Source organism: Flavobacterium sp. GCM10022190, assembly GCF_042656445.1.
Taxonomy (GTDB): Bacteria; Bacteroidota; Bacteroidia; order Flavobacteriales; family Flavobacteriaceae; genus Flavobacterium; species Flavobacterium nitratireducens.
Window position 1 is genome coordinate 46,252 of record NZ_JBHSOQ010000003.1, and the last position, 24,442, is coordinate 70,693.

17 protein-coding genes and 1 CRISPR repeat array are annotated in these 24,442 nt (G+C 34.5%); of the genes, 11 read left to right on the forward strand and 6 right to left on the reverse strand.

The window, feature by feature from the left end:
* Positions 1 to 55: 55 nt before the first annotated feature.
* Positions 56 to 376 (reverse strand): helix-turn-helix domain-containing protein, encoded by a 321-nt coding sequence (locus ACFPTQ_RS10520; RefSeq protein ID WP_379777314.1) that lies wholly within the window; start codon positions 374 to 376, stop codon positions 56 to 58.
* Between the two features lie 555 nt (positions 377 to 931).
* On the opposite strand from ACFPTQ_RS10520, the gene ACFPTQ_RS10525 reads away from it, so the two are divergent.
* Genes ACFPTQ_RS10525 through ACFPTQ_RS10535 form a run of 3 tightly spaced genes read left to right on the forward strand, consistent with a single transcriptional unit; the run spans position 932 to position 7,900 of the window.
* On the forward strand, positions 932 to 3,934 hold the full coding sequence (locus ACFPTQ_RS10525) for a SusC/RagA family TonB-linked outer membrane protein (protein WP_379777316.1): 3,003 nt from the start codon (positions 932 to 934) through the stop codon (positions 3,932 to 3,934).
* Positions 3,935 to 3,951: 17 nt separating this feature from the next.
* Positions 3,952 to 5,334 carry a RagB/SusD family nutrient uptake outer membrane protein gene (locus ACFPTQ_RS10530; protein WP_379777318.1) on the forward strand — a complete coding sequence of 461 codons (1,383 nt, stop codon included), beginning with the start codon at positions 3,952 to 3,954 and terminating at the stop codon, positions 5,332 to 5,334.
* 1 nt (position 5,335) lies between these two features.
* A complete protein-coding gene (locus tag ACFPTQ_RS10535) occupies positions 5,336 to 7,900 on the forward strand; it encodes a prolyl oligopeptidase family serine peptidase (RefSeq protein ID WP_379777320.1) in 2,565 nt (854 codons plus the stop codon).
* Between the two features lie 87 nt (positions 7,901 to 7,987).
* Here the strand turns inward: ACFPTQ_RS10535 and ACFPTQ_RS10540 are convergent, their stop codons facing one another.
* The 3 genes from ACFPTQ_RS10540 to ACFPTQ_RS10550 form a co-directional block, all read right to left on the reverse strand.
* On the reverse strand, positions 7,988 to 8,242 hold the full coding sequence (locus ACFPTQ_RS10540; RefSeq protein WP_379777322.1) for a DUF6520 family protein: 255 nt from the start codon (positions 8,240 to 8,242) through the stop codon (positions 7,988 to 7,990).
* Between the two features lie 82 nt (positions 8,243 to 8,324).
* A complete protein-coding gene (locus tag ACFPTQ_RS10545; protein WP_379777324.1) occupies positions 8,325 to 9,839 on the reverse strand; it encodes a DoxX family protein in 1,515 nt (504 codons plus the stop codon).
* 217 nt (positions 9,840 to 10,056) lie between these two features.
* Entirely contained in the window at positions 10,057 to 10,974 is a 918-nt protein-coding gene (locus ACFPTQ_RS10550; RefSeq protein WP_379777326.1) for a helix-turn-helix transcriptional regulator, read from the reverse strand.
* Between the two features lie 451 nt (positions 10,975 to 11,425).
* On the opposite strand from ACFPTQ_RS10550, the gene ACFPTQ_RS10555 reads away from it, so the two are divergent.
* Complete coding sequence (locus ACFPTQ_RS10555) at positions 11,426 to 13,849, forward strand: aminotransferase class I/II-fold pyridoxal phosphate-dependent enzyme (RefSeq protein WP_379777328.1); 2,424 nt, start codon at positions 11,426 to 11,428, stop codon at positions 13,847 to 13,849.
* Between the two features lie 93 nt (positions 13,850 to 13,942).
* Here the strand turns inward: ACFPTQ_RS10555 and ACFPTQ_RS10560 are convergent, their stop codons facing one another.
* Positions 13,943 to 14,326: a hypothetical protein gene (locus tag ACFPTQ_RS10560; protein WP_379777330.1), complete on the reverse strand. Its 384-nt coding sequence runs from the start codon at positions 14,324 to 14,326 to the stop codon at positions 13,943 to 13,945.
* A gap of 355 nt (positions 14,327 to 14,681) precedes the next feature.
* On the opposite strand from ACFPTQ_RS10560, the gene ACFPTQ_RS10565 reads away from it, so the two are divergent.
* A complete protein-coding gene (locus tag ACFPTQ_RS10565; protein WP_379777332.1) occupies positions 14,682 to 15,881 on the forward strand; it encodes a hypothetical protein in 1,200 nt (399 codons plus the stop codon).
* Positions 15,882 to 15,986: 105 nt separating this feature from the next.
* Positions 15,987 to 16,163 carry a histone H1 gene (locus ACFPTQ_RS10570; protein WP_379777334.1) on the forward strand — a complete coding sequence of 59 codons (177 nt, stop codon included), beginning with the start codon at positions 15,987 to 15,989 and terminating at the stop codon, positions 16,161 to 16,163.
* Positions 16,164 to 16,396: 233 nt separating this feature from the next.
* Here ACFPTQ_RS10570 and ACFPTQ_RS10575 read toward each other — a convergent pair whose 3' ends face one another.
* Positions 16,397 to 16,687, reverse strand: a complete 291-nt coding sequence (locus tag ACFPTQ_RS10575; protein ID WP_379777336.1) for a hypothetical protein — start codon at positions 16,685 to 16,687, stop codon at positions 16,397 to 16,399.
* A 1,009-nt stretch (positions 16,688 to 17,696) separates the two neighbouring features.
* Here ACFPTQ_RS10575 and ACFPTQ_RS10580 point away from each other — a divergent pair.
* From ACFPTQ_RS10580 to ACFPTQ_RS10600, 5 genes are all read left to right on the forward strand, one after another.
* Complete coding sequence (locus ACFPTQ_RS10580; RefSeq protein ID WP_379777338.1) at positions 17,697 to 18,089, forward strand: plasmid mobilization protein; 393 nt, start codon at positions 17,697 to 17,699, stop codon at positions 18,087 to 18,089.
* Entirely contained in the window at positions 18,074 to 19,324 is a 1,251-nt protein-coding gene (locus ACFPTQ_RS10585; RefSeq protein ID WP_379777340.1) for a relaxase/mobilization nuclease domain-containing protein, read from the forward strand. Before ACFPTQ_RS10580 ends, ACFPTQ_RS10585 begins: the two co-directional genes overlap by 16 nt.
* Positions 19,325 to 19,728: 404 nt before the next feature.
* A complete protein-coding gene (locus tag ACFPTQ_RS10590; protein ID WP_379777342.1) occupies positions 19,729 to 20,019 on the forward strand; it encodes a helix-turn-helix domain-containing protein in 291 nt (96 codons plus the stop codon).
* Between the two features lie 3 nt (positions 20,020 to 20,022).
* Positions 20,023 to 21,273 (forward strand): type II toxin-antitoxin system HipA family toxin, encoded by a 1,251-nt coding sequence (locus ACFPTQ_RS10595; RefSeq protein WP_379777344.1) that lies wholly within the window; start codon positions 20,023 to 20,025, stop codon positions 21,271 to 21,273.
* A gap of 76 nt (positions 21,274 to 21,349) precedes the next feature.
* Positions 21,350 to 22,781: a CRISPR direct-repeat array (repeat unit 47 nt; unit sequence GTTGTGAATTGCTTTCAAAAATTGTTATTTTCGTGATTCGTCACAAC).
* 95 nt (positions 22,782 to 22,876) lie between these two features.
* The gene (locus ACFPTQ_RS10600) at positions 22,877 to 24,415 is read left to right on the forward strand and encodes an IS1182 family transposase (protein ID WP_379777346.1); all 1,539 of its coding nucleotides are present in this window, start codon (positions 22,877 to 22,879) and stop codon (positions 24,413 to 24,415) included.
* Positions 24,416 to 24,442 lie beyond the last annotated feature (27 nt).

The window sequence follows — 24,442 nt, forward strand, 5'->3', positions numbered from 1 at the left end:
CCTACACTTACAACCATTAATTAACAAGTAATATTCTAAAACAAAAAAAAGATGCTTAAACATCTTTTTTTGTTTTTATTTTAAAATCCGTAATCTCTGAGTTTGAAATTTTATCATATTTTTTAGCAAAATCGTTTAACTCATAGCCCATTGCTTTTATTATCCGAAATAAAGTAAATGTATTAGCACTTTTTTTTGCATTAAATATATCAGAAACAGTAGCTTTTCTTATATCTGAATTGTCAGCAATTTCACTATAACTTACATTTAATTCTTCACCGGTATTAGCACCTTGAATACTTTTTTTACTATTATCTAAAAGTTTATTTAAGCTAATAGCAATTTTAATTTTTATATTTTCTTGAGTTTCTTCCACTCATGCAAGTAAAGTTAAAGTAAAATATTTTTTGTTACGCTTTGGCGTACCGATTTAATTTAATATATTTGAACTGCTTTTACCTTTACATAGGTAACTTTTATTATTTTTGCGATTCTTCATATAAAATATTTGAAGCATTCGCTTTGAATCTCGTTTCAGAAAACTGGTAATTTTTAAAACGTACGAGATGATAAGTCAGATGCTCACGTCCTTGGCGTGGGCTCACTTATTCGTACGTTTGGTATACCAGTACCTCTGAATCGTTTAAGCTGAGTTCCACGCTTTTTTAATACCACATGGTTACTCACTTTAATCAAAGTACTGCTCCTCTTTTAAGTCTCGCATTATTCATTATAACAACAATTTGGGAAAGCGCTGTTGGCACTAGGCTGTAACTAGTAAAGACAGTGCTCCTCCCTCTTTTAATCTTTTAATTGACTTGCCTATGTAACATTGCGATGATGACATAAAAAAAGCCCTCTACTCTGTCGCCAAACGTGTATAGAGGACTAAGCTAACAAAACCGAAGTTTCATTAAACCAAAACAAAAGTATGAATAATTATTCAATCTTTAGGCTTTGGTCAGCTCTTGAACTGTCCAAACTCTACTATCTATTCTTGCTGTGCTTATGCTCAGCTACCTATGCCCAAAACCATTTAATTTCAGGAACAGTCGCTGATAAAACTGGTATTTTGCCTGGTGTAACCATTCAGGTCAAAAACACAGCGGTTGTTGTACTCTCTGATTCAAAAGGACATTATCGTATTGATGCTGCTCCTAACGATTTCTTAGTATTTTCTTTTATAGGTTATAAAACTCTTGAAATCCCTGTACAAAGCAATACAACTATTAATGTGCTGCTACAGGAGGATGCTACGACACTAAAAGAGGTGATTGTTAATGCAGGTTACTATTCGACCAAAGAAAGTGAACGAACAGGTAGTATCGCTAAGGTTTCTTCCAAAGATATCGAAAAACTCCCTATCAGTAACCCTTTAGCAGCCCTGCAAGGACGAATGTCTGGCATAAATATCACCCAGTCTACTTCCATGCCAGGAGGAAATTTCAGTATTCAAATCCGTGGAATGAATTCCATTCGCTCAGAGGGTAATGAACCACTGTATATTGTGGATGGTGTTCCTTTTTCCTCTCAATCGCTGGGAAACACTGCCCTTCTTGGTGGAATTCTGCCCGCAAATTCTAGTCCACTCAATAGTATCAACCCTGCTGATATTGAAAGTATCGAAGTTCTAAAAGATGCCGATGCCACCGCTATCTACGGTTCGCGTGGGGCGAATGGTGTGGTCTTAATTACCACTAAAAAAGGGCGTTCTTCTGAAACGCAATTTATGGTGCAATCGGCAGCTACTATTGGACAAGTTGCTCAAAAAATGAAATTATTAAATACCGAGCAATATCTGGCAATACGTAGAGAGGCTTTTGCCAATGACGGCATAAGTAATTACCCAACCAATGCCTATGATCTCAATGGGACTTGGGATCAAAATCGCTATACGGATTGGCAAAAAGTGCTTATCGGAGGAACCGCTCATATTAATACGCTACAGGCTTCTGTTTCTGGAGGTGGAGCCAATACCCAATTTATGCTTAGTGGAAACTACCGTAAAGAAACTACTGTATTTCCGGATGAGGCTAATTTTCAAAGAGGGGCATTTCATAACAGCCTATCGCATCATTCTACAAATAATAAATTCAATTTGTCCCTAACTACTAACTATATATCGGATAACAACACTTTGCCTGGGCAAGATCTGACTGGCGCTGCCTATACCCTAGCTCCAAATGCACCGGCTCTTTATGATTCGCAAGGAAATCTAAACTGGGAAAACGGTACTTTTAGTAATCCATTGGCTTTTTTAAATGGTTCTTACCTAACAAAGACTGCTAATCTTATTGCCAATGCACAACTTTCTTATGCACTTTTTACAGATTTTGAAATCAAAACAAGTCTGGGTTACAACAACCTCAACCTTTCTGAAACCCGTACGCTTCCCTCTACCATTTACAATCCTACTTTTAACCTAGGACCCGATTCTTCGACCTTGTATATAAACGATTCAAAAGTCAATTCATGGATCGTTGAACCACAACTTCATTGGAATAAAAAAGCTACTAACTGGCAGTTTAATATACTTCTTGGAACCACTTTTCAAAGTCAAAAATCCCAACAATTGGTGCAATCAGGAACTGGTTTTGCGGGTAACAATCTGATGAACAATCTGGGAGCGGCAAGTTATCGGGAAGTACTCAATCACGATTTTACGACCTATAATTACACTGCAGTCTTTGGCCGTATTAATAGCATTTGGAAAGAAAAATACATACTTAACCTGACAGGACGTCGTGATGGTTCGAGTCGTTTTGGTCCAGGGAATCGTTTTGCTACTTTTGGTGCTATTGGAGCGGCTTGGTTGTTTTCTAAAGAGGCTGTTTTCAATGATAGTTTTTTGAGTTTTGGAAAACTTCGCTCCAGCTATGGTACTTCGGGAAATGATCAAATTGGTGATTATCAGTTTCTGGATAGTTATAGTATAACTGGCGGACAGTACAATGGTGTAGTGGGTATCAGCCCCACTCGTTTATACAATCCTGATTTTGCTTGGGAAACCAATAAAAAACTGGAAACAGCACTCGAATTAGGATTCTTTAAAAACCGAATCAACATCACGGCCGCTTGGTATCGAAATCGCTCTTCCAATCAGCTCGTCGGTATTCCATTTCCTGGTACTACAGGATTCACCACCTTAAATGCCAATTTGAATGCTACGGTTCAAAATACGGGTTTCGAACTGGAGTTGAGCACTCAGAACATTACATCCAAAGCGTTTAGTTGGTCTACCCATTTTAACCTGAGTCGGGCGAAAAACAAATTAATTGCCTTTCCTGATTTAGAAAGTTCTACCTATAGCAATTCATTAGTGATTGGGCAACCACTGGCTATCAAAAAAACCTACGAGTTTATAGGGATTGATCCTCAAACTGGAGCCTATACCTACACCGATTATAATCAGGATGGTTTAATTACCGCTGCTGATGACCGAAAGCTCGTAAAGGACCTAAGCCCTCAGTACTTTGGAGGGCTATCTAATCAATTGAGCTATAAAAACTGGTCGCTGGATTTTCTTTTTCAGTTTGTTAAACAACAGGCCTACAATTACATCTATACTACCGCTATGGCAGGAACGATGGTCAACCAGCCTGTTGCGGTGCTCAACCATTTTCCGGATAATGGGACAACGGCAGAAATTCAACAATACACTACGGGAGCAAATGCTACCCTCACACAGGCTTATTACAAGTACTATGACAGTAACGCCGCCATTAGTGATGCTTCCTTTATTCGTTTAAAATCAGCGCTTATCAGTTACAATATTCCTGCCGCTTGGGCCAAACACTTCCAAGCCAAAATGTACCTTCAGGGGCAAAACCTACTCACTTTTACCCACTACAAAGGAGCCGATCCTGAAAATCATTCGGCTTACTTCCTCCCTCCTCTAAGGCAATTTACGCTAGGAGTTCAATTAAGTTTTTAACCCTTAAACGCAAAAAGATGAAAACGATAAATCAAATAAAAATGCTAACTCTTAGTGCCACTTTGCTACTCAATCTGGTCTCCTGTGAATCCTTCATCGAGGTGGATCCTCCTAAATCACAATTAATTGGAGCCAATACCTTTGAGGAAGTGTCAACTGCTACTGCTGTATTGTCTAATATTTATGTCCAAATCAGAGAAAATGGTTTTCTAAGTGGAGTGACCAACGGTGGAACACATCTGCTAGGAAATTATGCCGATGAACTTGACTTTTATGGCACCAATACCTCACTGATGGAATTCAACAATCATACCCTGATTGCAACAAACACCATGCTCTCTGCTTTGTGGAATACGAGCTATAATCAAATCTATTCGGCAAATGCGCTATTGGAGGGTGTTACAAAATCAGAAACGATTTCCGATACTGACAAAAATCGACTTCTTGGAGAAGCCTTATTCATTCGGGCTTATCTTCATTTCTATTTGACCAATACTTTTGGAGCGGTTCCCTATATAACTACCACCAATTATAATATAAATAAAAACATTGGAAAACTAAGCCCGGAGCAAATCTATCAAAAAAGCATCAGCGACCTTATTGAGGCTGAACAGCTGATTCCTGATACATATCCTACTGCGGAAAGAGTTCGCCCTAACAAAGCTACCGTAAAGGCTTTGCTGGCACGAGTATATCTCTATGCTCAGAATTGGGAAAAAGCAGAAAGCTATGCCACGGCAGTTATTGAAAATCCCTTGTACTTATGGGTCAATGATTCGAATGCTGAATTCTTGAAAGACAGTCCTTCAATCATCTGGTCTTTACATCCTGGCATTGCTGGACTCAATACCAAAGAGGCTAGAACTTTTATTTTTACATCTGGTCCTCCCACTCGCCCTGCGCTTTCGCTAAGCCTTATGAATAGCTTTGAACCTAATGATCGTAGAAAAACCAATTGGACTAAAACCGTTACAAAATCAGGTGCTTCCTGGGCTTGTGCTTATAAATACAAGAAAAACAGTAATACGGGTACTTCGGTAGAATACACTATTCTATTTCGATTGGCAGAGCAATATCTAATAAGAGCAGAAGCCAGAGCGCAGAATGAAGACCTATCTGGAGCACAGCATGACATCAATAAAATCCGGAATCGTGCCGGCTTAGCCAATACTACCGCAGCCACCGCCTCTGAATTACTAGATGCTATTCTTCAGGAAAGAAGAGTCGAATTATTCTTAGAGCAAGGACACAGATGGTATGATATTAAAAGAACCGATAAAGCCGATGCTATACTAAGCAACTTGAAACCGCAATGGAAAAGTACCCAGATTCTTTTGCCCCTACCCGAAAAGGAACTACTGCTAAACAAAAATCTATTACCCCAAAACACCGGATATTAAAATGAAAAAAATAAAATTATATACATGCCTTCTCTCAGGTATCCTATTGCAATTAACAAATGCTTATGCTCAGGAAAAAAAATTGAAACTCACCGCAGAGGAATTTCAAAAATGGAGCATAATACAAAAAGAAGAGATATCTCCTGATGGTCAATGGATTAGTTACATGCTGGATTATGAATCAGAGAACGATACATTATTTATTCAAAATACAGAGAATCTCAAGAGATTGTGCTTTCCCAAAGCCACTAAAATGGTATTTAGTCCTGATAGTAAATGGTCTGTTGTAATGGGAAAACAAGGCTTTTATTTAGTCGATTTAAAGAAAAATAAGTTGCAAAAAATTGATAATGTCATTACTACTGACTTTTCAGCCGATTCTCGTTATCTCTACCTCTTACTAAAGGAAAAGAAATTGCAGATTCTGGATTTAAATAAAACTGAAAGTAAGGATTTTTCCGGGATTAATTCTTTTTTCCTTGGTTCGAATAATACTCTTGCTATACTGGATTCCTCTGGTGTTTCTATTATTTCACCAAAAGATAATTATAGTCGAAAACAGATTTTCCAAAAAGAAAACGCCACAATTACAAACTTGCTTTGGAACAATACAGCAACGGCACTGGCTTTTACAGAAGAGCTTCCTGCTAATAATGTTACTGATGTAAAATACAATTTGTATTATTACGACATAATGGAATCACGTCTAAGTATTTTTAACCCAAATAACAAACCGGAGTTAAACAACCTTAATGTAATAAACCCGGGAGTACTAACCCGTATGCGTTTTGCTGCAGATGATCAAAAGTTGTTCTTTTATATGGCTCCACCGAATGTAAAGGAGAGTGACGCCAATCAACCGGAAATTTGGGATACTGCATTACCTTTAGAATTTACTTCTCAGCGATATAAAGGAGATACTAAAAAACTACCAAAACTACTGTCTTGGAATCCTAAATCGGATAAAATACAACTGATAGGAACCAATGAACGCCCCGATGTTAAATTAAGTATGAGTAGAAAACTGGCAATTACCTACAATAACCTCCAATACGAACCAATATTTACTACAGAAAAACCGGTAGATCTGTATTTAATAGATTTAGAAAGCGGAAAAGAACAACTTTTTCTTAAAAAACAGGAATTGACTACTTCTCAGCTTGCAAGCTCTGCTGATGAAAGATACATTAGCTATTTTAGAGATAAAAATTGGTGGATTTTCGATAGAATAACCAATACCCATAAAAATCTTACTGCAGTATTAGGCGTTCCTTTTTACGATGTTGATTTTGATCGTCCAAGTACTGCACCTCCATTTGATAATGCCTACTGGACGGATAATAATAAGTTACTGCTAACGGATCAATATGATATCTGGATGCTATCTCCCGATGGTAGTGCCGAGAGAATTACTAGTGGCAGAGAACATAAAATCTCCTATAGTATCCCGTTTTCAGAAATCCCATCTTTCAAACCTTTTTCCTTGTCAAATTTTGGCAGACCATCTTTAGTACTTTCAAAAGGTCTAATTCTTCAAAGCAGAGGGAATAATGAAGAAAGTGGCTATAGTTTGTACATGCCTAATAAAAAATTAAAAACATTATTTTATAGTAACTCTGGCTGTAGTACTCTCAATAGAGCAACAATGGCAGGTTCCTATATATTCAAAGAGCAAACTGTCAGCATTTCTCCAAAAATTAAATTTGCCAACTCCAACAGTAAAGCCCCTAAAATGCTGTTTCAATCCAATCCCCAATATGTTAAGTATGAAATGCCTCAGGCTGAATTAATATCATTTACAAATAAAATCAAAACAGATTTAAAGGGAATTCTGTATTACCCTGTAGGATATAATCCAAATAAAAAATACCCGATGATTGTTTACATCTATGAAAAACTCTCAGTTGGCTACCATAAATTCTTACGTAATAACAACTTTGATGCAATAGGTTTTAATCCTATAAATTACAATCTGGATGGATATTTAGTTTTATTTCCGGATATTGAATATCAAATTGGTAACGCCGGAAAATCAGCCTTGGATTGCGTAGAATCAGCCATAGAAGTTGTAGCTAAAAAAGGCATAGTAGATCTGAATCGTTTAGGAATAGTAGGCCACTCCTATGGAGGTTACGAAGTGAATAATATTGTCACACAAACACCTCGTTTTAAAGCTGCTGTATCGGGTGCAGGCATTAGTGATTTGACTAGTTTTTATTTCTATTATCATTTAGAAACAGATAAATCGAATATGTGGAGAATCGAAGATCAACAATTTCGAATGGGGAAATCCTTTTTTCATAACAAGCAAGGCTATCTGAATAACTCACCTATTATGCATTCCGATAAAATTACTAGCCCGTTATTAATCTGGAGTGGTAAAGAAGATATTAATGTACCTAAGGAACAAAGCATGGAATTGTATATGTCGCTAAGACGACAAAACAAAAAAGCGTTGTTATTGCTATACCCTGATGAACCACATAGCCTTGTAAAATACGAAAATCAATTAGACCTGAAAAAGAGAACAAAACAGTGGTTTGATTATTACTTAAAAGGAATTTAAACAAAAATGAATTAAATATAATTATAGACAATAAAGCCAGATTAGAATTCCAATCTGGCTTTATCTTTTGCTAAAAAACAATATTACTTATAGTTTTCTATACAAATGATTTGGACAGGCAGTACCTGCCGCATTTAAATCATACAATTGAGTGCCAGCAGCATCGGTACAAAAGATACCGTTATTTTCTTGCTGACATACTACCTCTGTTTCTTCACATGGCGATCCCGGAATATATCCGTTTACATCCATTACAGCACTTTTTTCTGGTTTTGCATTAAATGCAAAGGCTCCTGCTACGGCAAAAACGATTGCCACTAAAGGAAAAAATTTCGTTTTCATAACTATTAAAATTAAAATGAATGATTTACTCTATTACAGGTTTTCAATCGTTCCCCTGATACTGCGCGGTATATTTTAAAAGCTATTGCTTTGTATTGTCTATATTCTTTTCACTTTTGAATCGATAACTAAAAAGATGATTTCCTCTAATCCCTATCAATAGATTGTTCCAAACCTTAAAATCACTCATTTTTTTATTTTTTTGATCATCTACATAAAAACTGTACTGATAGCTTTGGTTTACCAAATCATAAACATCAATGATAGAAGCGGTCTTCCACATTTCCTCGGGCTCGTACTTCCCTATCAAAGCGGCATTTACATAAAGATACTTTCCATAACTACTAGAATTTTTATTGACTAGCTGAGGTGGTGCTGAGAATTTACTCATTTGATGGGATTTGATATAACGAACCTTTATTTTAGCTCTAGTAGTGGTATCAATGGTATGTCCACGATAGTCTAAGTTCAAAAGAGAATCAGCAACTATGAATTGATTTCGATAGTAATAGGTATAAATCATCTTATGCAGATCCTGATTATACAACAGCATCCCATCAGTATCAAAAACACCATCAATTTGTTTGACCAGCAAATGACTATTAAGATGCGTGACTATCTTCCCGGTATCACTTATAGAACCCAGAATATTTTCTTTTGTTGCACTACTTAATGCCCTGATAAGTATCCTGTCTTTAGTAACAGGCACCATGGCATTAAAATAAGCCGCTCCCTCCATCCAGATATGAGCTTTCCAGTCCGAAGTGTTCCCTCTGAAAATCACTGGTACGGTGCCATCACTTATATAGAAATAAGGTGGTCTCACAACTACCCGAACGGAATGAAACGCAAAGGAGTTCTCAGGCAATTGAATACGAAAAGATTCTTTCTTTTTGAAACTGCTATCTATTACAGTCATAGCGAGTGGGGCTACTTCATTAGCCAGATAAATTTTGCCATTAGCTACTCCTGCAATATAATAGCTAGGTTGTTGTAAATCATAGGAATGAGCGAACGTTATAGGATGATGCGGAAAACGTCTTATAAAACTATTTCGATGGTGAATCATTTCTTCCGAAAGCATAAAAAGAACTGCAACTAATGCTATACTACTAAAACTAACAAATGAAAGAATTTTTAGTGTTTTACTGCATAGAGGTCTTTCCTGATGGGTTTGCATGCCATATTGTAATACTATGCCAATAAGAGCCAGAAAAACAAATACGATATTAAAAATCAGGTGCGTTCTCCAACTCATCTTTTCTAAAATGCCACCACAGGAACAAGGTATAAAAGAACTAAAATTTAAAATAATGATGATATAGGTGGTAAACATCAGCATAAGTGCAAACGCAGCATACAAAGCTATCCGTCTAAACCGAGACGATAGCAACAAAAAAGCAATTAGTATTTCCAAAATAGGAACTCCCCATGATATCCATTCGGCGAATGCACTTAATAAGGGAGATTGGCCAAGCTGCACTTGAAAAATTTCAAAATCCAATAATTTACTTAGCCCTGAATAAACAAACAATACCACGTAGAGTAAACAAATAATTTCAATACTAATCTCTTTTGTTCTGATTCCCAGTTTCATGATTTCCCATTTAAATTGAACGTATCATTTAATTTGATTCAATAATGTAAATTTCTGAAGTTCAAAACAATAAGCTTTGTTTTATTAGGAGCAAAACTTGGCTAAAACGGATAAAGTAAAAAATTTGATGGCTGAGATTGACTGCTATTAGCTTTCATAAAACGCAAAATAGTTTCTAAAAAGGTACTCTAGGATGCAACAATCCCAAGCCAGACACTTACTCCGACAAAGGGGCAGGGAGTTCTTCAATGCGTGGTAACTCGTTTGGGGAAATACCGAAATGTTTTTTGAAGGATTTGGAAAAATTAGGATAATTGTTAAATCCATTCATCGTAGCTATGTTTTTCAATGGAATAACGGTATGTTCAATCATAAAATAGGCTCTTTTAAGACGCTCCTGATTGTAGAACTGATAAATACTCGTTTTGAAAAAATAACGAAAACCCAATTTTAATTTGTACTCATTGGTTCCAAATTGACGGGACAAATCTTTTATTGAAGGCAAGGGGTCTTCCAAGTGAGCCAATATGTAATCATACAATTTTTGAATTAAAAGAGCGTCTACCCTTCTCAACTTACTACTATTGATGCTTTCCTGTTTTTTAGCCAGGGGGCTATACGAATTTTGCCTCACTATCGAATTAAAACTAAGTAGCAGTTCAGAACGGCTACAAAGCTTCCCTAAACTGCAGGACACAGTGACTAGTAAAGATTCTTTAGTCATAAAATTCAAAACAATAGGCATCGGTTTTTCCTTAGATTCCTGAACCGCGTTTTTCAAATGTTCAAGAGAGGTATCACTTAAAACCGTACCTAGAGACTGATCCAATAATTCCGATTCAAAAAAACCCAAACAAGAACTTGTCTCCGAGGTAAAACTTCGAATGATTAAGTTTTCATCCAAAAGGATACTAATGTGATTCACATCCTGATTACTATGATGCGCATTGAGATAGCCATCATGAAAAACGGATTCTCTCATTTCTTCTGCTACCATGTTTATTAAAACGGCTAAAGTTTCAAATTGCCCATCGATATTGGTTAATGGAATACTGCTATTGAAATTCCCCCTAGCCATTTCAAATAGCATCTGGTATACAGGAACTATTTTATCTTCTCTAAATGCCTTTTCCATACTATTACATTTACATTTACATTTACATTTAAAGACAATGTTCCAACAAACACTGCCGATTGATATCTTAAAAAAAGGAACTATAACCATAAAAAACAGTTTGCTGTTGTTTATGATGTGATACAATCAAAAAGGCTCCCTTCCATAAGTAAGCTGCAGCTATTATGAATCTGAAAAGAAAAGCGAGTCACAATTCGTTTTTCGAACTGCTTGAACGGGGCAATCTGACTATTTGTTTATAGCTAAAAATGGAGTCACAGATAACAAAAATAGCAACAATTATATTATTTAGCTTGTTAATTCAGGATTATTCCTTGTGAAATAGCCGATTTGTTGTCAATTCGGGAATTAAAGTTGTTAATTCGGGAGTATTGAAGAGTGGAATAAAATTCTCTCACTATTTATAATGAATTTTAGTGCTATTTCAGTACTCATTGTAAATTTAGAGAGCATGGCTAAAATCAAACACAACAATTTTATTGACACCGTTGATGATGTTTTATCAGGTGCGAAAAAAGAAGGGGTATTACACCTTTATGCAGAAGACAAATTCTTAACTGGGAGAACCATCCAAATCCAGGGAAAAAAAATGTTTCATTTTGGTACAACTGGCTATTTAGGGCTGGAACAAGACAGTAGACTAAAAGAGGCTGCCATTAAGGCAATCAAAGATTATGGTACCCAATTTCCACTTTCAAAATCCTATATTTCACATCCTCTCTATGCAGAATTAGAGGAAAAACTGGAATTGATGTATGGCATTCCCCCTATCATTACTAAAAACAGCACCTTGGGTCATTTGGCAATAATTCCTACTTTGATACGAGATGAAGATGCCGTTATCATGGATCATCAAGTACACTGGAGTGTTCAAAACGCTTGTCAGCTACTTAAACTACGGGGTATTCCTGTTGAAATGATTCGGCACAACCATCTCAATATGCTAGAAGATAAAATTAAACTTCTCAGTAGTAAATGCAATAAAATCTGGTATATGGCTGATGGAGTCTATTCGATGTATGGCGATTATGCGCCTATTACTGAGTTACTCCAGTTAACCCAAAAATACAGCCAACTTCACCTCTACTTTGATGATGTACATGGCATGAGTTGGAAAGGTAAAAACGGTACAGGCTTCGTTTTTGATGCTATCAAAGAACTACCTGAAAACATTGTCGTAGTAGGTACTCTGAGTAAAACATTCGGTGCCAGTGGGGCTACCTTATTGTGCTCTAATGAAAAACTCAGAAATAAAATCAAAAACTTTGGTGGTCCCCTAACCTTTTCTGCGCAATTGGAACCAGCCTCAGTAGGAGCTGCTATTGCTTCTGCAACTATCCATTTATCTCCGGAAATCAATATGCTACAAAATGATTTAGCGGAAAAAATAGCTTACTTCAATCATTTATTATCTATTGGATCACTTCCCATCCTATCCAAAAATGATTCGCCCGTATTCTTCTTAGGTATGGCTACTCCAATAACAGCGTATAACTTTGTACACCGTCTTTTTTCTGAAGGTTTCTTCCTAAATCTGGGTATCTACCCAGCTGTTCCTATTAAAAATACGGGTATTCGAATTACCCTATCAAGCCATAATCAAAAAGAAGACATTAAGGCATTAGCCCAAGCGATAGAGTTCCATTTTCCTAAAGACTTAGAAGAAACCAATAACAGCCTTGCAAAAGTAAAACAAGCTTTTGGTATGCAGAATAAAACTACTTATGAGAATAAAACTCCTGCTAATTCAGAACTCATTCTGGAGATAAAAAAAAGTATCAAGCATATTGATCCACTGCTTTGGAATAAAGCAATGGGAAAACTAAATATACTGGATTATGAGGGTCTTTGCTATCTGGAAAACACTTTCAGCAAACACCAAGACCCCACTAATCAATGTGACTTCTTTTATTATACCATTAGCGATAAAAATCAACAAATCATCCTAATGACTTTCTTTACTTTTGGAATCTGGAAAGATGATATGCTCGCCACCGAATCCGTTTCCATTCAATTGGAAGAAATCCGAAAAAACAATCCTATGTATTTAACGTCTAAAATATTAAGTATGGGATGCTTATTCACCGAAGGACAACATTACTATGAAAATACAGACCATCCACTTGCGGAAAAAGCTTTGAAACTACTCTTAGATGCAATAGAAGAAAAATACAATGCGTTGAATGCTGATCGATTAATATTACGGGATTTTCAAGAAAATAATCGCTGGAATAAGATTATTCAAAATCAGGGATATTTTAAAATCAATATGCCTGAATCCTGTGTACTAAAAAATGAAACTTGGCATTCTAATGAAGAGTTTGCTCAAAGACTGTCCAGTCGTTCAAAAAAGCATTTCAATAAAGAAATCCTTGCTTACGAAAACTACTATCACATAGCCGTAAAACCCTACTTATCAGCAGTTGAATTAAAAAGAGCCTTTGAACTCTATAAAAATGTGCAGGCCAATAATCTAGCTATTAATACTTTTGCCTATACCTTAGAAGTTTTCGAAAACATGAATCTTTGTCCCAATTGGGAATTCATCATTCTTAGTTTAAAACAGCACAAAACTGAAGCATTTATAGGTGTCATGTTTTGTTATAAAAATGCCTTAAATGTATATGTTCCAGAACTTATTGGAATGGATTATAAATGGGCAAAAGAATACCATCTCTACAGACAATTATTATTTCAAACAATCAAAAGGGCAAACCAATTAGGTATCCACCAAATTGACTTTGGCCTTTCTGCTACCTTTGAAAAAAGGAAATTAGGTGCTACAATTGTACCAAAAGTAGCCTACATACAGGCAAGAGATAATTATGTTTTGGAACTACTCAATAATCTCCAAAATGAGCATAAGTTGCGATAAAAAATGTGAAGAACAGATAAATAGCAAAAGAGTTCACTATAAAAGAGTATAGTTGAACTCTTTTTTAAAGTTGTGTGGGATTTTGAATCTCATTTAGAGAAATGATTTTAAATAATCTAATGCTTCCGCTTCTTTGGTAAAAACCTTCGTTGGCACACTAGGTTTACTTATTTCCAAATAAAACAAACTCACCATATGAGAAACATTTTCATGCACCAAAAGTGCCACAGAAGTGGTTAAAATAGAACCTGTCTGAGCCAAATAATCCCTTCCCGCTTTTTCAGTTGCAATAACACCACGTACATCACATAATACAGGAAAGGAACGTTCGTTTTGAAAATGAATTCTATCAGTTACTACCATCTGGGCTACTTTCAAATCAAGGGTTGTATTTTCTTTGTATTCGAAACGGAGAATAGAGTCTGCGATCCAAAATCGCGCATATTCATTCTCATAAAAGTCATGAGCTGTAATCATCTTTTATGAAATTTATAAGTTAATTCTACAAAAATAGAAACATTTAAATACAACTAAGTTGTCTATTTAGGATTATTTAATAGCTATTCTAGCATTTTTTAATGTCAAATCGGGAATATGACTTGTCAATTTGGGAGTAAAAGCGATTGCTATGAAAATACTTTCAATTTTTATTTTGAATTTTATAATCCATTGCTATCACTACCAAAGAACACAGCTAAAGACATTCGCTTTTTACTCTTCTTTGAGAATGATTTTGAAATTATTACGATACAAATACTACTTATACTAATGAATTAAGAAACCGATTGTAGTAGATAAGAATGGAATTGACTAACACCTCTAAGTAATGCTAATGGAAACACCTAAGACATATCCTTTGGAATGGTTAGATTCTCTAATTTCTTTCACCCTTAACCCGAAAAAGAATGCTATTTGTACTATTAGTGCTGATGAGATCAGTCTTATTACAGAAAAAATTCTAAAAGAAATGCTATGCATACAAACACAACTTAACCAACAAATCTTCCTATTTCGCAAAGAAAGTGAAATCAGACTCTTAGTGCAAAAATACCATTCCTCACTGATAACCTTACAAGATATGGTCGTTTGCAATCAAAATAAAGATGTTTTTAAAAGTCCACATTTAGCAATAATAAAGGAAACTGTGGTGAGTTGTCTAGACGAACTATTAAGCTTTATAGAAAATCGATTCCAAAATTATTTAAACATCGATGAACGAGTTCCTATTAGCTATCTGATCCTTACCAAAAAGGAACTAAAAAGCAAATTTGACATCCTTAAGCCGCTACTAAAAAAAGAAATCAACAACAAATCTATTATAGCGATTATTACAGATGTATTTCAGTTTTCCAAATACAATTGCACACTTACTTATAGAGAGGTTATTTATAGAAAAAAGCTAATCCATGAATTAGAACTGTTTTGTGAAAACCCGAAAAAATCAATCACTTACCCTGCCATCGATGAACTACTCATTTATCTCAATTTTAACAATCTCAAATACCTGAACTATCTTAAAAGAACGATCAGAGAAAAAATTGATCTATTTGAAAATGATTCGGACCGACTGGATAAACTGTTGTTCTTCTTTAAGGAATTTAACCAATTGTACACCAACAAGAATCTCTGTTATAATTTAAAAAATAGGAGCCTTAAAAAAGTAATTTCACGTTGGTTTGAACAGGAAATAATCTATCTTGAAAAAAAGATGGAACAAACGCTTCTCCCCTCAAAAGAGCATGAGAAACTAAATAGTAAGCCTAAAGAAAATAGTAAAGAAAACAAAATTACCTGTCTCTTATCTGCGGATCAAATCGCTCTAATTTTAAGAGCAGCAGATGAATCCAGAATTCTCAATGCCAAATCGATGAGCGCTGTCTTCAAAACTATTATTCCTCATCTCTCTACTCCTTTTAAAACGGAGCTTTCCTATCAGTCCGTTAGAAGTAAATCCTATAATGCCGAAGATAAAGACAAAGAAATAGCTATTGAAACATTGGAAAAAATCATCAAAAAAATTAAAAATTATTAGTAAGCAATACTCCTCAAATTTTTCTAAAATATTCAAAAAAGAGGTTTTATTTTCTTCATAAGTCTAAACTTTCTATTTTTACATTCAAATTTAAAAACACCTACTATGAAAGAGCTTTTTGCTAAAATTGAAGTTGAGTTTGAAAACTTCAAATCGGAATCTGAATTGCACATCGAAAAAGGAAATAAGGCAGCCGGAACAAGAGCACGTAAATCTTCTTTAGATTTAGAGAAACTTTTAAAAGAATTTAGAAAAGCTTCTATAGAAGAATCTAAAAAATAATTTTCTATTGAAATCGTCTTACACTTAAAAAGAGGCTTATGCCTCTTTTTTTATATAGTTTCGTTTGCAAATCATTTTGAATAAGTAATAAGTGGTCAATTTAAATTGGAATTTGGTTATAAATAGTACTGAAATTTGCAAAATACAACCAAATTGAATACCATACCTAAAAAAGAAAGGAATAACAGTTATATTATCCCTTTCTACAAAACCAAAATAAAATTGATGCTGTATTAACTTCCTTTTGACAGATCCTTCAATTTTTGATTCAAATCTATCAGCCCTGCTTTCTGCAAACTTTCTTCAGCGATTGCTTTTAATTCTTTCTGGTTTTCCTCTGGAATATTTTCCATAAAAGCTACAAACTCATCATCATTCTTAATAGACAAACCTCGTTCAATCACCTGATTTAATAACAATACATTTTTACGTGAAATTCGCAAATCAATCTTCACTACTTCATTCATTCCAGGAATACTCATTATAGTGTCGTACACCTTAACTACATCATTTGTTGTAAACATAATTTTACGCTTTTAATTAATACTTTGTTCTATACAAAAATAACGAGCACTTTTGAAATGATCCTAATCAAAATATGAGGAGGATTGCTTAAGGGATGTAGCTTGCTTACATTCGTAAATGCAATGGAATAATGAACCTGAAAAAATGAAAAATATGAACTTCAACTATTCTACAACAAAAGTGCTCAAGACCAATATAATTTATTTAAATTCCTTTGTATTCTTAATTGATTTTAAAACATCAAAAGAACTTGTTTATCAAACCGATTTTCACTCTCATCTAAACCGATTTTTATATACAATTTTAAGAATAAAGATTCCTAAAATTATTTGTTTCTGTAACTGGAAACTATCCGAAATTTATCAATCGAAATTGAAAATTTATTCTTGTTTTATCTTCCTTAGATCCTCCTTAAATCGAATAAAAAAAAGCTTTCCAAAAAATTATTTTAGACTCTTGAATTACTTAAAAAGACATGAGCAAAAACCCTCCTTAAACAGTCAGGATTTTGTCATAGTAAAGTTAAAATATTCTTTAGAAAGAGCAGCTCATGTCTATAAAAAACAATTGTCATTCCTGCTCAAAATAAACTAATAAACAAACAGTTGAGCTGCACTTTCCCAGAATTCTAAACTTGTTAAAGAAAGTTGAACCCTCCGAAAGAACTACAATTAAATGATTGGTTTTAGAATTTATAAAATCTAAAAAAATAGTTTTTTTTTAAACCTAAGAGTTTTAAAGATAAAAACACGCATTGCTAAATACACAAATACAAATTTTAAAGAATCATAAAAATTATGACCTAAAATCAGTTCTAAGATTGCCTCGTTCCTGCAATCGGCAAGATGAACGGTTGTCGGACAACCGCCTATCTTGCCACCTATTGCCTCGGAACTCGGCGGTGGAGACACTTAAAAGCGTAGATTTTGAAAAATAATTAAATGAAGCGAAGCAAATTCACGAATACCAATAAAGATAAATTTGAATTAATGAGTAAAATGATAGATGATGGAAAGAGGAAATTCAAACAGAACTCGCAGGATAACACTGCGCCTGACAGAACAAGAGTATGCAAAAATTGAAAGTAAATTTAAAGTTAGTTGCTGCCGAAAGTTAAGTGACTACATTAGAAAGCATTTATTCAACAAGCCTATTATAAGCACCTACCGCAACCAATCTTTAGATGATTTAATGGAGGAAACTATTGTATTAACTACTGAACTTCGGGCTATTGGTAATAACATCAATCAAATTGCTAAAAAGATAAATACTTTGAAATCTCTAAGTGATTTTAAAGAGCAATATGTTTCGTTCGAGCTGCATCGAAAAATACTTTTTGACAAAATAGATTTCATTGGAAAACACACTCAAAAAATGGCTGAACAATGGTTGCAATCATAAAAACCGGAAACTCAATTCACAGCATATTGAATTACAATGAAAACAAAGTTAAAGCTGAAAAAGCGCAGTGTATTCATGCTGTAAATTATCCTTTAAAATTGGAAAATTTAAGTTTTAATTTAAAGTTAAATCGTTTTTTAAAACTAGCTGAACTTAATGAAAATGCCAAACGGAATACTGTTCATATTTCGCTCAATTTTGATCCTTCGGAAAAGCATTCCAAAGAAAAATTAATTGAAATTGCTGACACTTATATGGATAAAATAGGTTTTGGCAAACAGCCTTATTTGGTGTACCAACATTTCGATGCCGGACATCCTCACTTGCACGTGGTCACAAACAATATTCAGAGTGATGGGAAGCGAATTGATTTACATCATTTAGGTATTCGAAAATCAGAACCTGCAAGAAAAGAAATCGAAAAACTCTTTGGACTTGTAAAAGCTGAGGATAGAAAAAACAAACAACAAGTTACTTTACAGCCGATTGATTCACGGAGAGTAGAATATGGAAAAACAGAGTCTAAAAAAGCTATAAACGGAGTTTTAAATAAAGTTTTGTTCGAATACAAATATTCCAGTCTTCCGGAACTCAATGCTGTTCTAAACCTCTACAATGTTCATGCTGACAGAGGTAGTGAAGATTCCAGAGTTTTTAAAAATAACGGACTGCTATATAAGATTCTCGATAAAGATTCTAAACCTATTGGAGTTCCCATAAAAGCAAGTGATTTTTATTCTAAACCTACTTTAAAATTTCTGGAGGAAAGATTCAAAACAAATGACATAAAAAAGCAATCTCATAAAAAACATTTGAAGAACACAATTGATTTTACTCTCTTAGACAAGAAAATATTCTCTCCTGAACAATTAGCTCTTAAACTCCAAAAAGATGGGATTCATGTGGTTTTTAGAAAAAGTAAAGAGGGACAGTTATATGGAATCACCTATGTTGACCACAAAGCCCAATGTATTTTTAACGGAAGCAGCCTGGGAAAAGAATATAGTGCTAAAGGAATTCAAAAACGTTGTGAATCATTTAATACACCTCAGAAACATTTTAACCTATCCGAAAATCTTGAAAGACTGAAAACCGAAATGGATTCACAAACAACTTTTAATCCAACTATTATCAACAATTTTTTAGATGCATTACTAAAAGCTGAATTCCTTGATAATAGTTATACACCTAAAGAATTAAAGCAAAAAAAAAGAACCAGAAGAAGAAAATTGTAAATTAATTCCAGCTATGAATATCACAAATATTTTATTCTAGAATTCAAATGAAAAAATAATTTACTTAACAAAAGAAAAAGAGAAAAAAGAAAGCTTTCAATCAAGTGGAGGTTATGAATAGAACAAGGCTTGGCACAACCTGAAAGGCTTGGCCTTGTTCATTTCAGAACCGGAACTTAATATGCTTTGCTTTTTATGATTTTTGGAAAGAAATAAAAAACAGTAATCTGAAAACATATTACTATTTTTAATATCGTTGAAATAAAAAATATCAACCTGTTACTAACCCTATTTTTTTTATAAGTAGCTTTTATTTAAAACTGACGACAAACAAACGACAACAAATGTTTGTTATTGTGAACAAAAACGTTATTTTTGTACATAATAATAAACATTTTTTTATTATGAGTAGTAAAAAGCAATCCATATTTCCAAAACATTTTAAAATCTTGGAACACATGGGCGAAAACATAAAATTAGCTAGAAAAAGACGAAAATTGACAGCTACTCAAGTTGCCGAAAGAGCTGATATTGTCCGCACAACTTTATATCAAATTGAAAAAGGAAACCCAAAAGTTGCGTTGGGGTCTTATTTCAATGTACTCCGTGTTTTAGGTCTGCAAGACGATTTTCTCAAATTGGCTGCAGATGATGAACTTGGAAAAAAATTACAAGATTTAGAACTTTTAAAATAATAAATGGCTCAAAACAAAACTGACATATACGTTTATGCACACTGGAAGGGAATGTCAGAACCTGAACTAATAGGTATCCTATCAGCACAACAAGCAAAAAGTAAAAAAGCCTTTAGTTTTGAGTACGATAAACATTGGTTAAAATCGGGAAATCAATTTCTTTTAGATCCTGATATTCAATTATACAGTGGCCCACAATATCCCAACCAAAAGGAAAACTTTGGAATTTTTCTCGACAGTATGCCTGATACTTGGGGACGTACATTGATGAAACGTCGAGCCGCACAAATCGCCAAAGAAAATGGAGAAAAAACACCTACACTTTATGATATTGATTTTCTGTTAGGTGTATATGATGAAAGCCGTATGGGAGCTTTACGCTTTAAAACCAATCCTAATGGAGATTTTCTGGACAACAACCAAACCACTCCAACACCGCCTTGGTCTTCCATTCGTGAATTGCAAAACGCAGCTAATAGTTTTGAAAATGACGATCATAATGATGAAGTAAAAAAGTGGCTGACAGTACTTATGGCTCCAGGTTCTTCATTAGGAGGTGCCAGACCAAAAGCAAATATACTTGATATAGATAAAAATCTTTGGATTGCTAAATTCCCTTCTAAAACGGATACAACAGACAAAGCCGCCTGGGAATTTCTAGCCTACCAACTCGCCTTACAAGCTGGTATTAGCATGTCCGAAAGCCGCATCCAAAAGATTACAGGAAATTATAATACTTTTTTCACTAAACGATTTGACCGTGGAAATGGCGAACGCATACATTTTGCTTCAGCTATGACTATGACAGGAAATAGTGAAGATACTATTCGTGACAATCCAGCAAGCTATCTTGATTTAGCAGAATTCATCAGCAATTATGGAGCCAATGTAGAAGCCAATTTACATCAGCTATGGCGCAGAATCGTCTTCAATATTGCCATTTCCAATACCGACGACCACTTACGTAATCACGGATTCATACTCACCAAAAACGGTTGGATTCTATCACCTGCCTACGACCTCAACCCTTCAATTGACAAAGATGGTTTAGCCTTGAACATTGATATGGATAACAATGCTCTAGATTTTGAACTAGCTAAAAGCGTGGGGGAATATTTTAGGCTAAATAACTCTCAAATGGATCCTATCATACAGGAGGTAACAAATGTAACTTCAAAATGGAAAGACCTTGCTATTAAAATTGGTATTCCTAGAAGCGAACAAGAACTAATGGGAAAAGCGTTTAAATCATAAAGAGGGTGTTATTTCAAAAATTGTTATTTTCGTGATTCGTCACAACGTTTGATTTAGCAGGAGTAACGCTGGTACCGTTGTGAATTGCTTTCAAAAATTGTTATTTTCGTGATTCGTCACAACATGTAGTATTTCAGATGTTCATGCTTTTCGGTTGTGAATTGCTTTCAAAAATTGTTATTTTCGTGATTCGTCACAACACATGGTATTCACAACAAAAGAAGTTTTCCGTTGTGAATTGCTTTCAAAAATTGTTATTTTCGTGATTCGTCACAACTTTCTTATAGACCAGGGAAAGTTATATTCAAGTTGTGAATTGCTTTCAAAAATTGTTATTTTCGTGATTCGTCACAACAAATTATCTTGTAATAGATTGGAATTTAGGTTGTGAATTGCTTTCAAAAATTGTTATTTTCGTGATTCGTCACAACAACATTATGGCAGAAGAAAATAAAGACAACGTTGTGAATTGCTTTCAAAAATTGTTATTTTCGTGATTCGTCACAACAGAACCCACTAAGACGATACGTGTACCAGTGTTGTGAATTGCTTTCAAAAATTGTTATTTTCGTGATTCGTCACAACTTAGTTCCGTGAAACCCACGAACCCTGTAAGTTGTGAATTGCTTTCAAAAATTGTTATTTTCGTGATTCGTCACAACTGTGTATATACAGAACGTTAACAACAATCTGTTGTGAATTGCTTTCAAAAATTGTTATTTTCGTGATTCGTCACAACAAACGATACCGTAAATCAAACCGGAGTACAGTTGTGAATTGCTTTCAAAAATTGTTATTTTCGTGATTCGTCACAACTTTAATCATGATAACCTTTTACAGTAAGCAGTTGTGAATTGCTTTCAAAAATTGTTATTTTCGTGATTCGTCACAACCACCATATTCAACACCAAAACCTCAAACTAGTTGTGAATTGCTTTCAAAAATTGTTATTTTCGTGATTCGTCACAACCCGGTAAATACAGGAAAACATTAGAGCGTGGTTGTGAATTGCTTTCAAAAATTGTTATTTTCGTGATTCGTCACAACAGTACAACCTTAGAAGATATCGCGACAAAGTTGTGAATTGCTTTCAAAAATTGTTATTTTCGTGATTCGTCACAACACTATCGACTGTTTTAATTTGATAGGTTTTGTTGTGAATTGCTTTCAAAAATTGTTATTTTCGTGATTCGTCACAACAAAATCGAAATTGGGGCAAAATACAAGATAGTTGTGAATTGCTTTCAAAAATTGTTATTTTCGTGATTCGTCACAACTACTTGATTCACGCGAACAACTCTCTGACCGTTGTGAATTGCTTTCAAAAATTGTTATTTTCGTGATTCGTCACAACCAGTATCTCGGTATTTGTAATTTGATGAAAGTTGTGAATTGCTTTCAAAAATTGTTATTTTCGTGATTCGTCACAACACCCCTGAAATGAAATCCTCCGTACCCTTCGTTGTGAATTGCTTTCAAAAATTGTTATTTTCGTGATTCGTCACAACCTCAAAAGAAGCTGTCTCACAACTTGAGGCAGTTTTTTTTTGTTTTACAACAGGATTTAGCTTATATTTAAGTGTTGATTTTAAGTCCTCTGAAGATGAAATTTAAACATTACAATCAAAATCAAACCACCCTTTTACCTTATTCATTTGATGAATTTATTGTAGCCCAGCATCCTGTTCGTATTGTAAATCAGGTTGTAGAATCAATCAATATCAAACCCCTACTCAAAGCCTACAGCGAAGAAGGTAACCCAGCGTATCATCTCAAAATGTTACTTAAAGTCATGTTGTATGCCTACATGAACAATGTTTATTCTTCTCGAAAGATTGAATTGGCCATAAGAGAAAATATAAATTTTATGTGGCTTACTGGTATGACAGTGGTGGACCACAATACCATTAGTCGATTTAGAACCAATAAACTCAAAGATTCTTTTAAAGAAATTTTCAAACAAGTTGTTTTAATGTTAGCTAGTGAAGGTTTAATTTCTTTAAAGCAAATCAATACCGATGGTACTAAAATAGAAGCGCAAGCCAACAAATACAGTTTTGTTTGGGGAAAAAGTATTAAAACCAATAAAGCCAAAATGCTTACCCAATTGGAAGAACTCTGGAAATATGCCCAAAGTGTATCTAACGATGATGGTACTAATCCTGAGCCACCCCAGTTCAAGGAAATTAGCCAAGAAGTCATCGAAAAAACAGTAGCTCAAATCGATGCCAAACTCTCCGGTAACGAAAAAGCAAGTTCTAAAGCAAAAGCTAAACTGCGCTACATTAAGCAAAACTTCAGCAAAAACCTAGAAAAATACAATGAACAAGAAAAGATTTTAGGAGAAAGAAGCTCTTATAGTAAGACCGATACCGATGCGACTTTCATGCGAATGAAAGAGGATCATATGTTAAATGGTCAATTGAAACCAGCCTACAATGCTCAAATTTCGACCGAAAATCAAATCATTGTCAACTATACGATTCATCAAAATCCAACCGATACTAAAACCTTAAAACCTCATTTAGAAAATTTAAAAGAGATCTTTGGAGAAAAAGTTTTTCAAAACTTAGAAGAAATCACTGCTGATGCAGGTTACGGAAGCGAACAAAACTATGATTATCTAGAACAAGAAAACCTCACAGCCTATGTGAAATATAACACTTTTGATAAAGAGCAAGATAAAAATCATCAAAGAAAAAAACATCCCTTTAGCAAAGAAAACCTTTACTATAACTCGGAAGAAGATTTTTATGTGTGTCCAATGGGACAAAAAATGACAAAAACACATCAAAGTAAACGAATAACAGAAGCTGGCTACACCCAAAACCTATCACATTACCAAGCTCAAAATTGCGAAGGTTGTCCATTACGAGGGCAATGTTTTAAAGGAAAAGGCAATCGAAGTATTGAAAGAAACCATAACCTAGAAAGACATAAAGAAAAAATTAGAGAACTACTGCTTAGTGCAAAAGGAATCCAAAAACGAAAACAACGCACTGCCGATGTGGAGCCTGTATTTGCACAACTCAAGCACAATCATGGATTTAGACGATTTTCATTAAAAGGTCTTGAAAAAGTAGAATTAGAGTTCGGATTAATGGCTTTAGCACACAATCTTAGAAAGAAATTAGTAGCATAATCAAAAATCAAACTTCCCTCATTATAA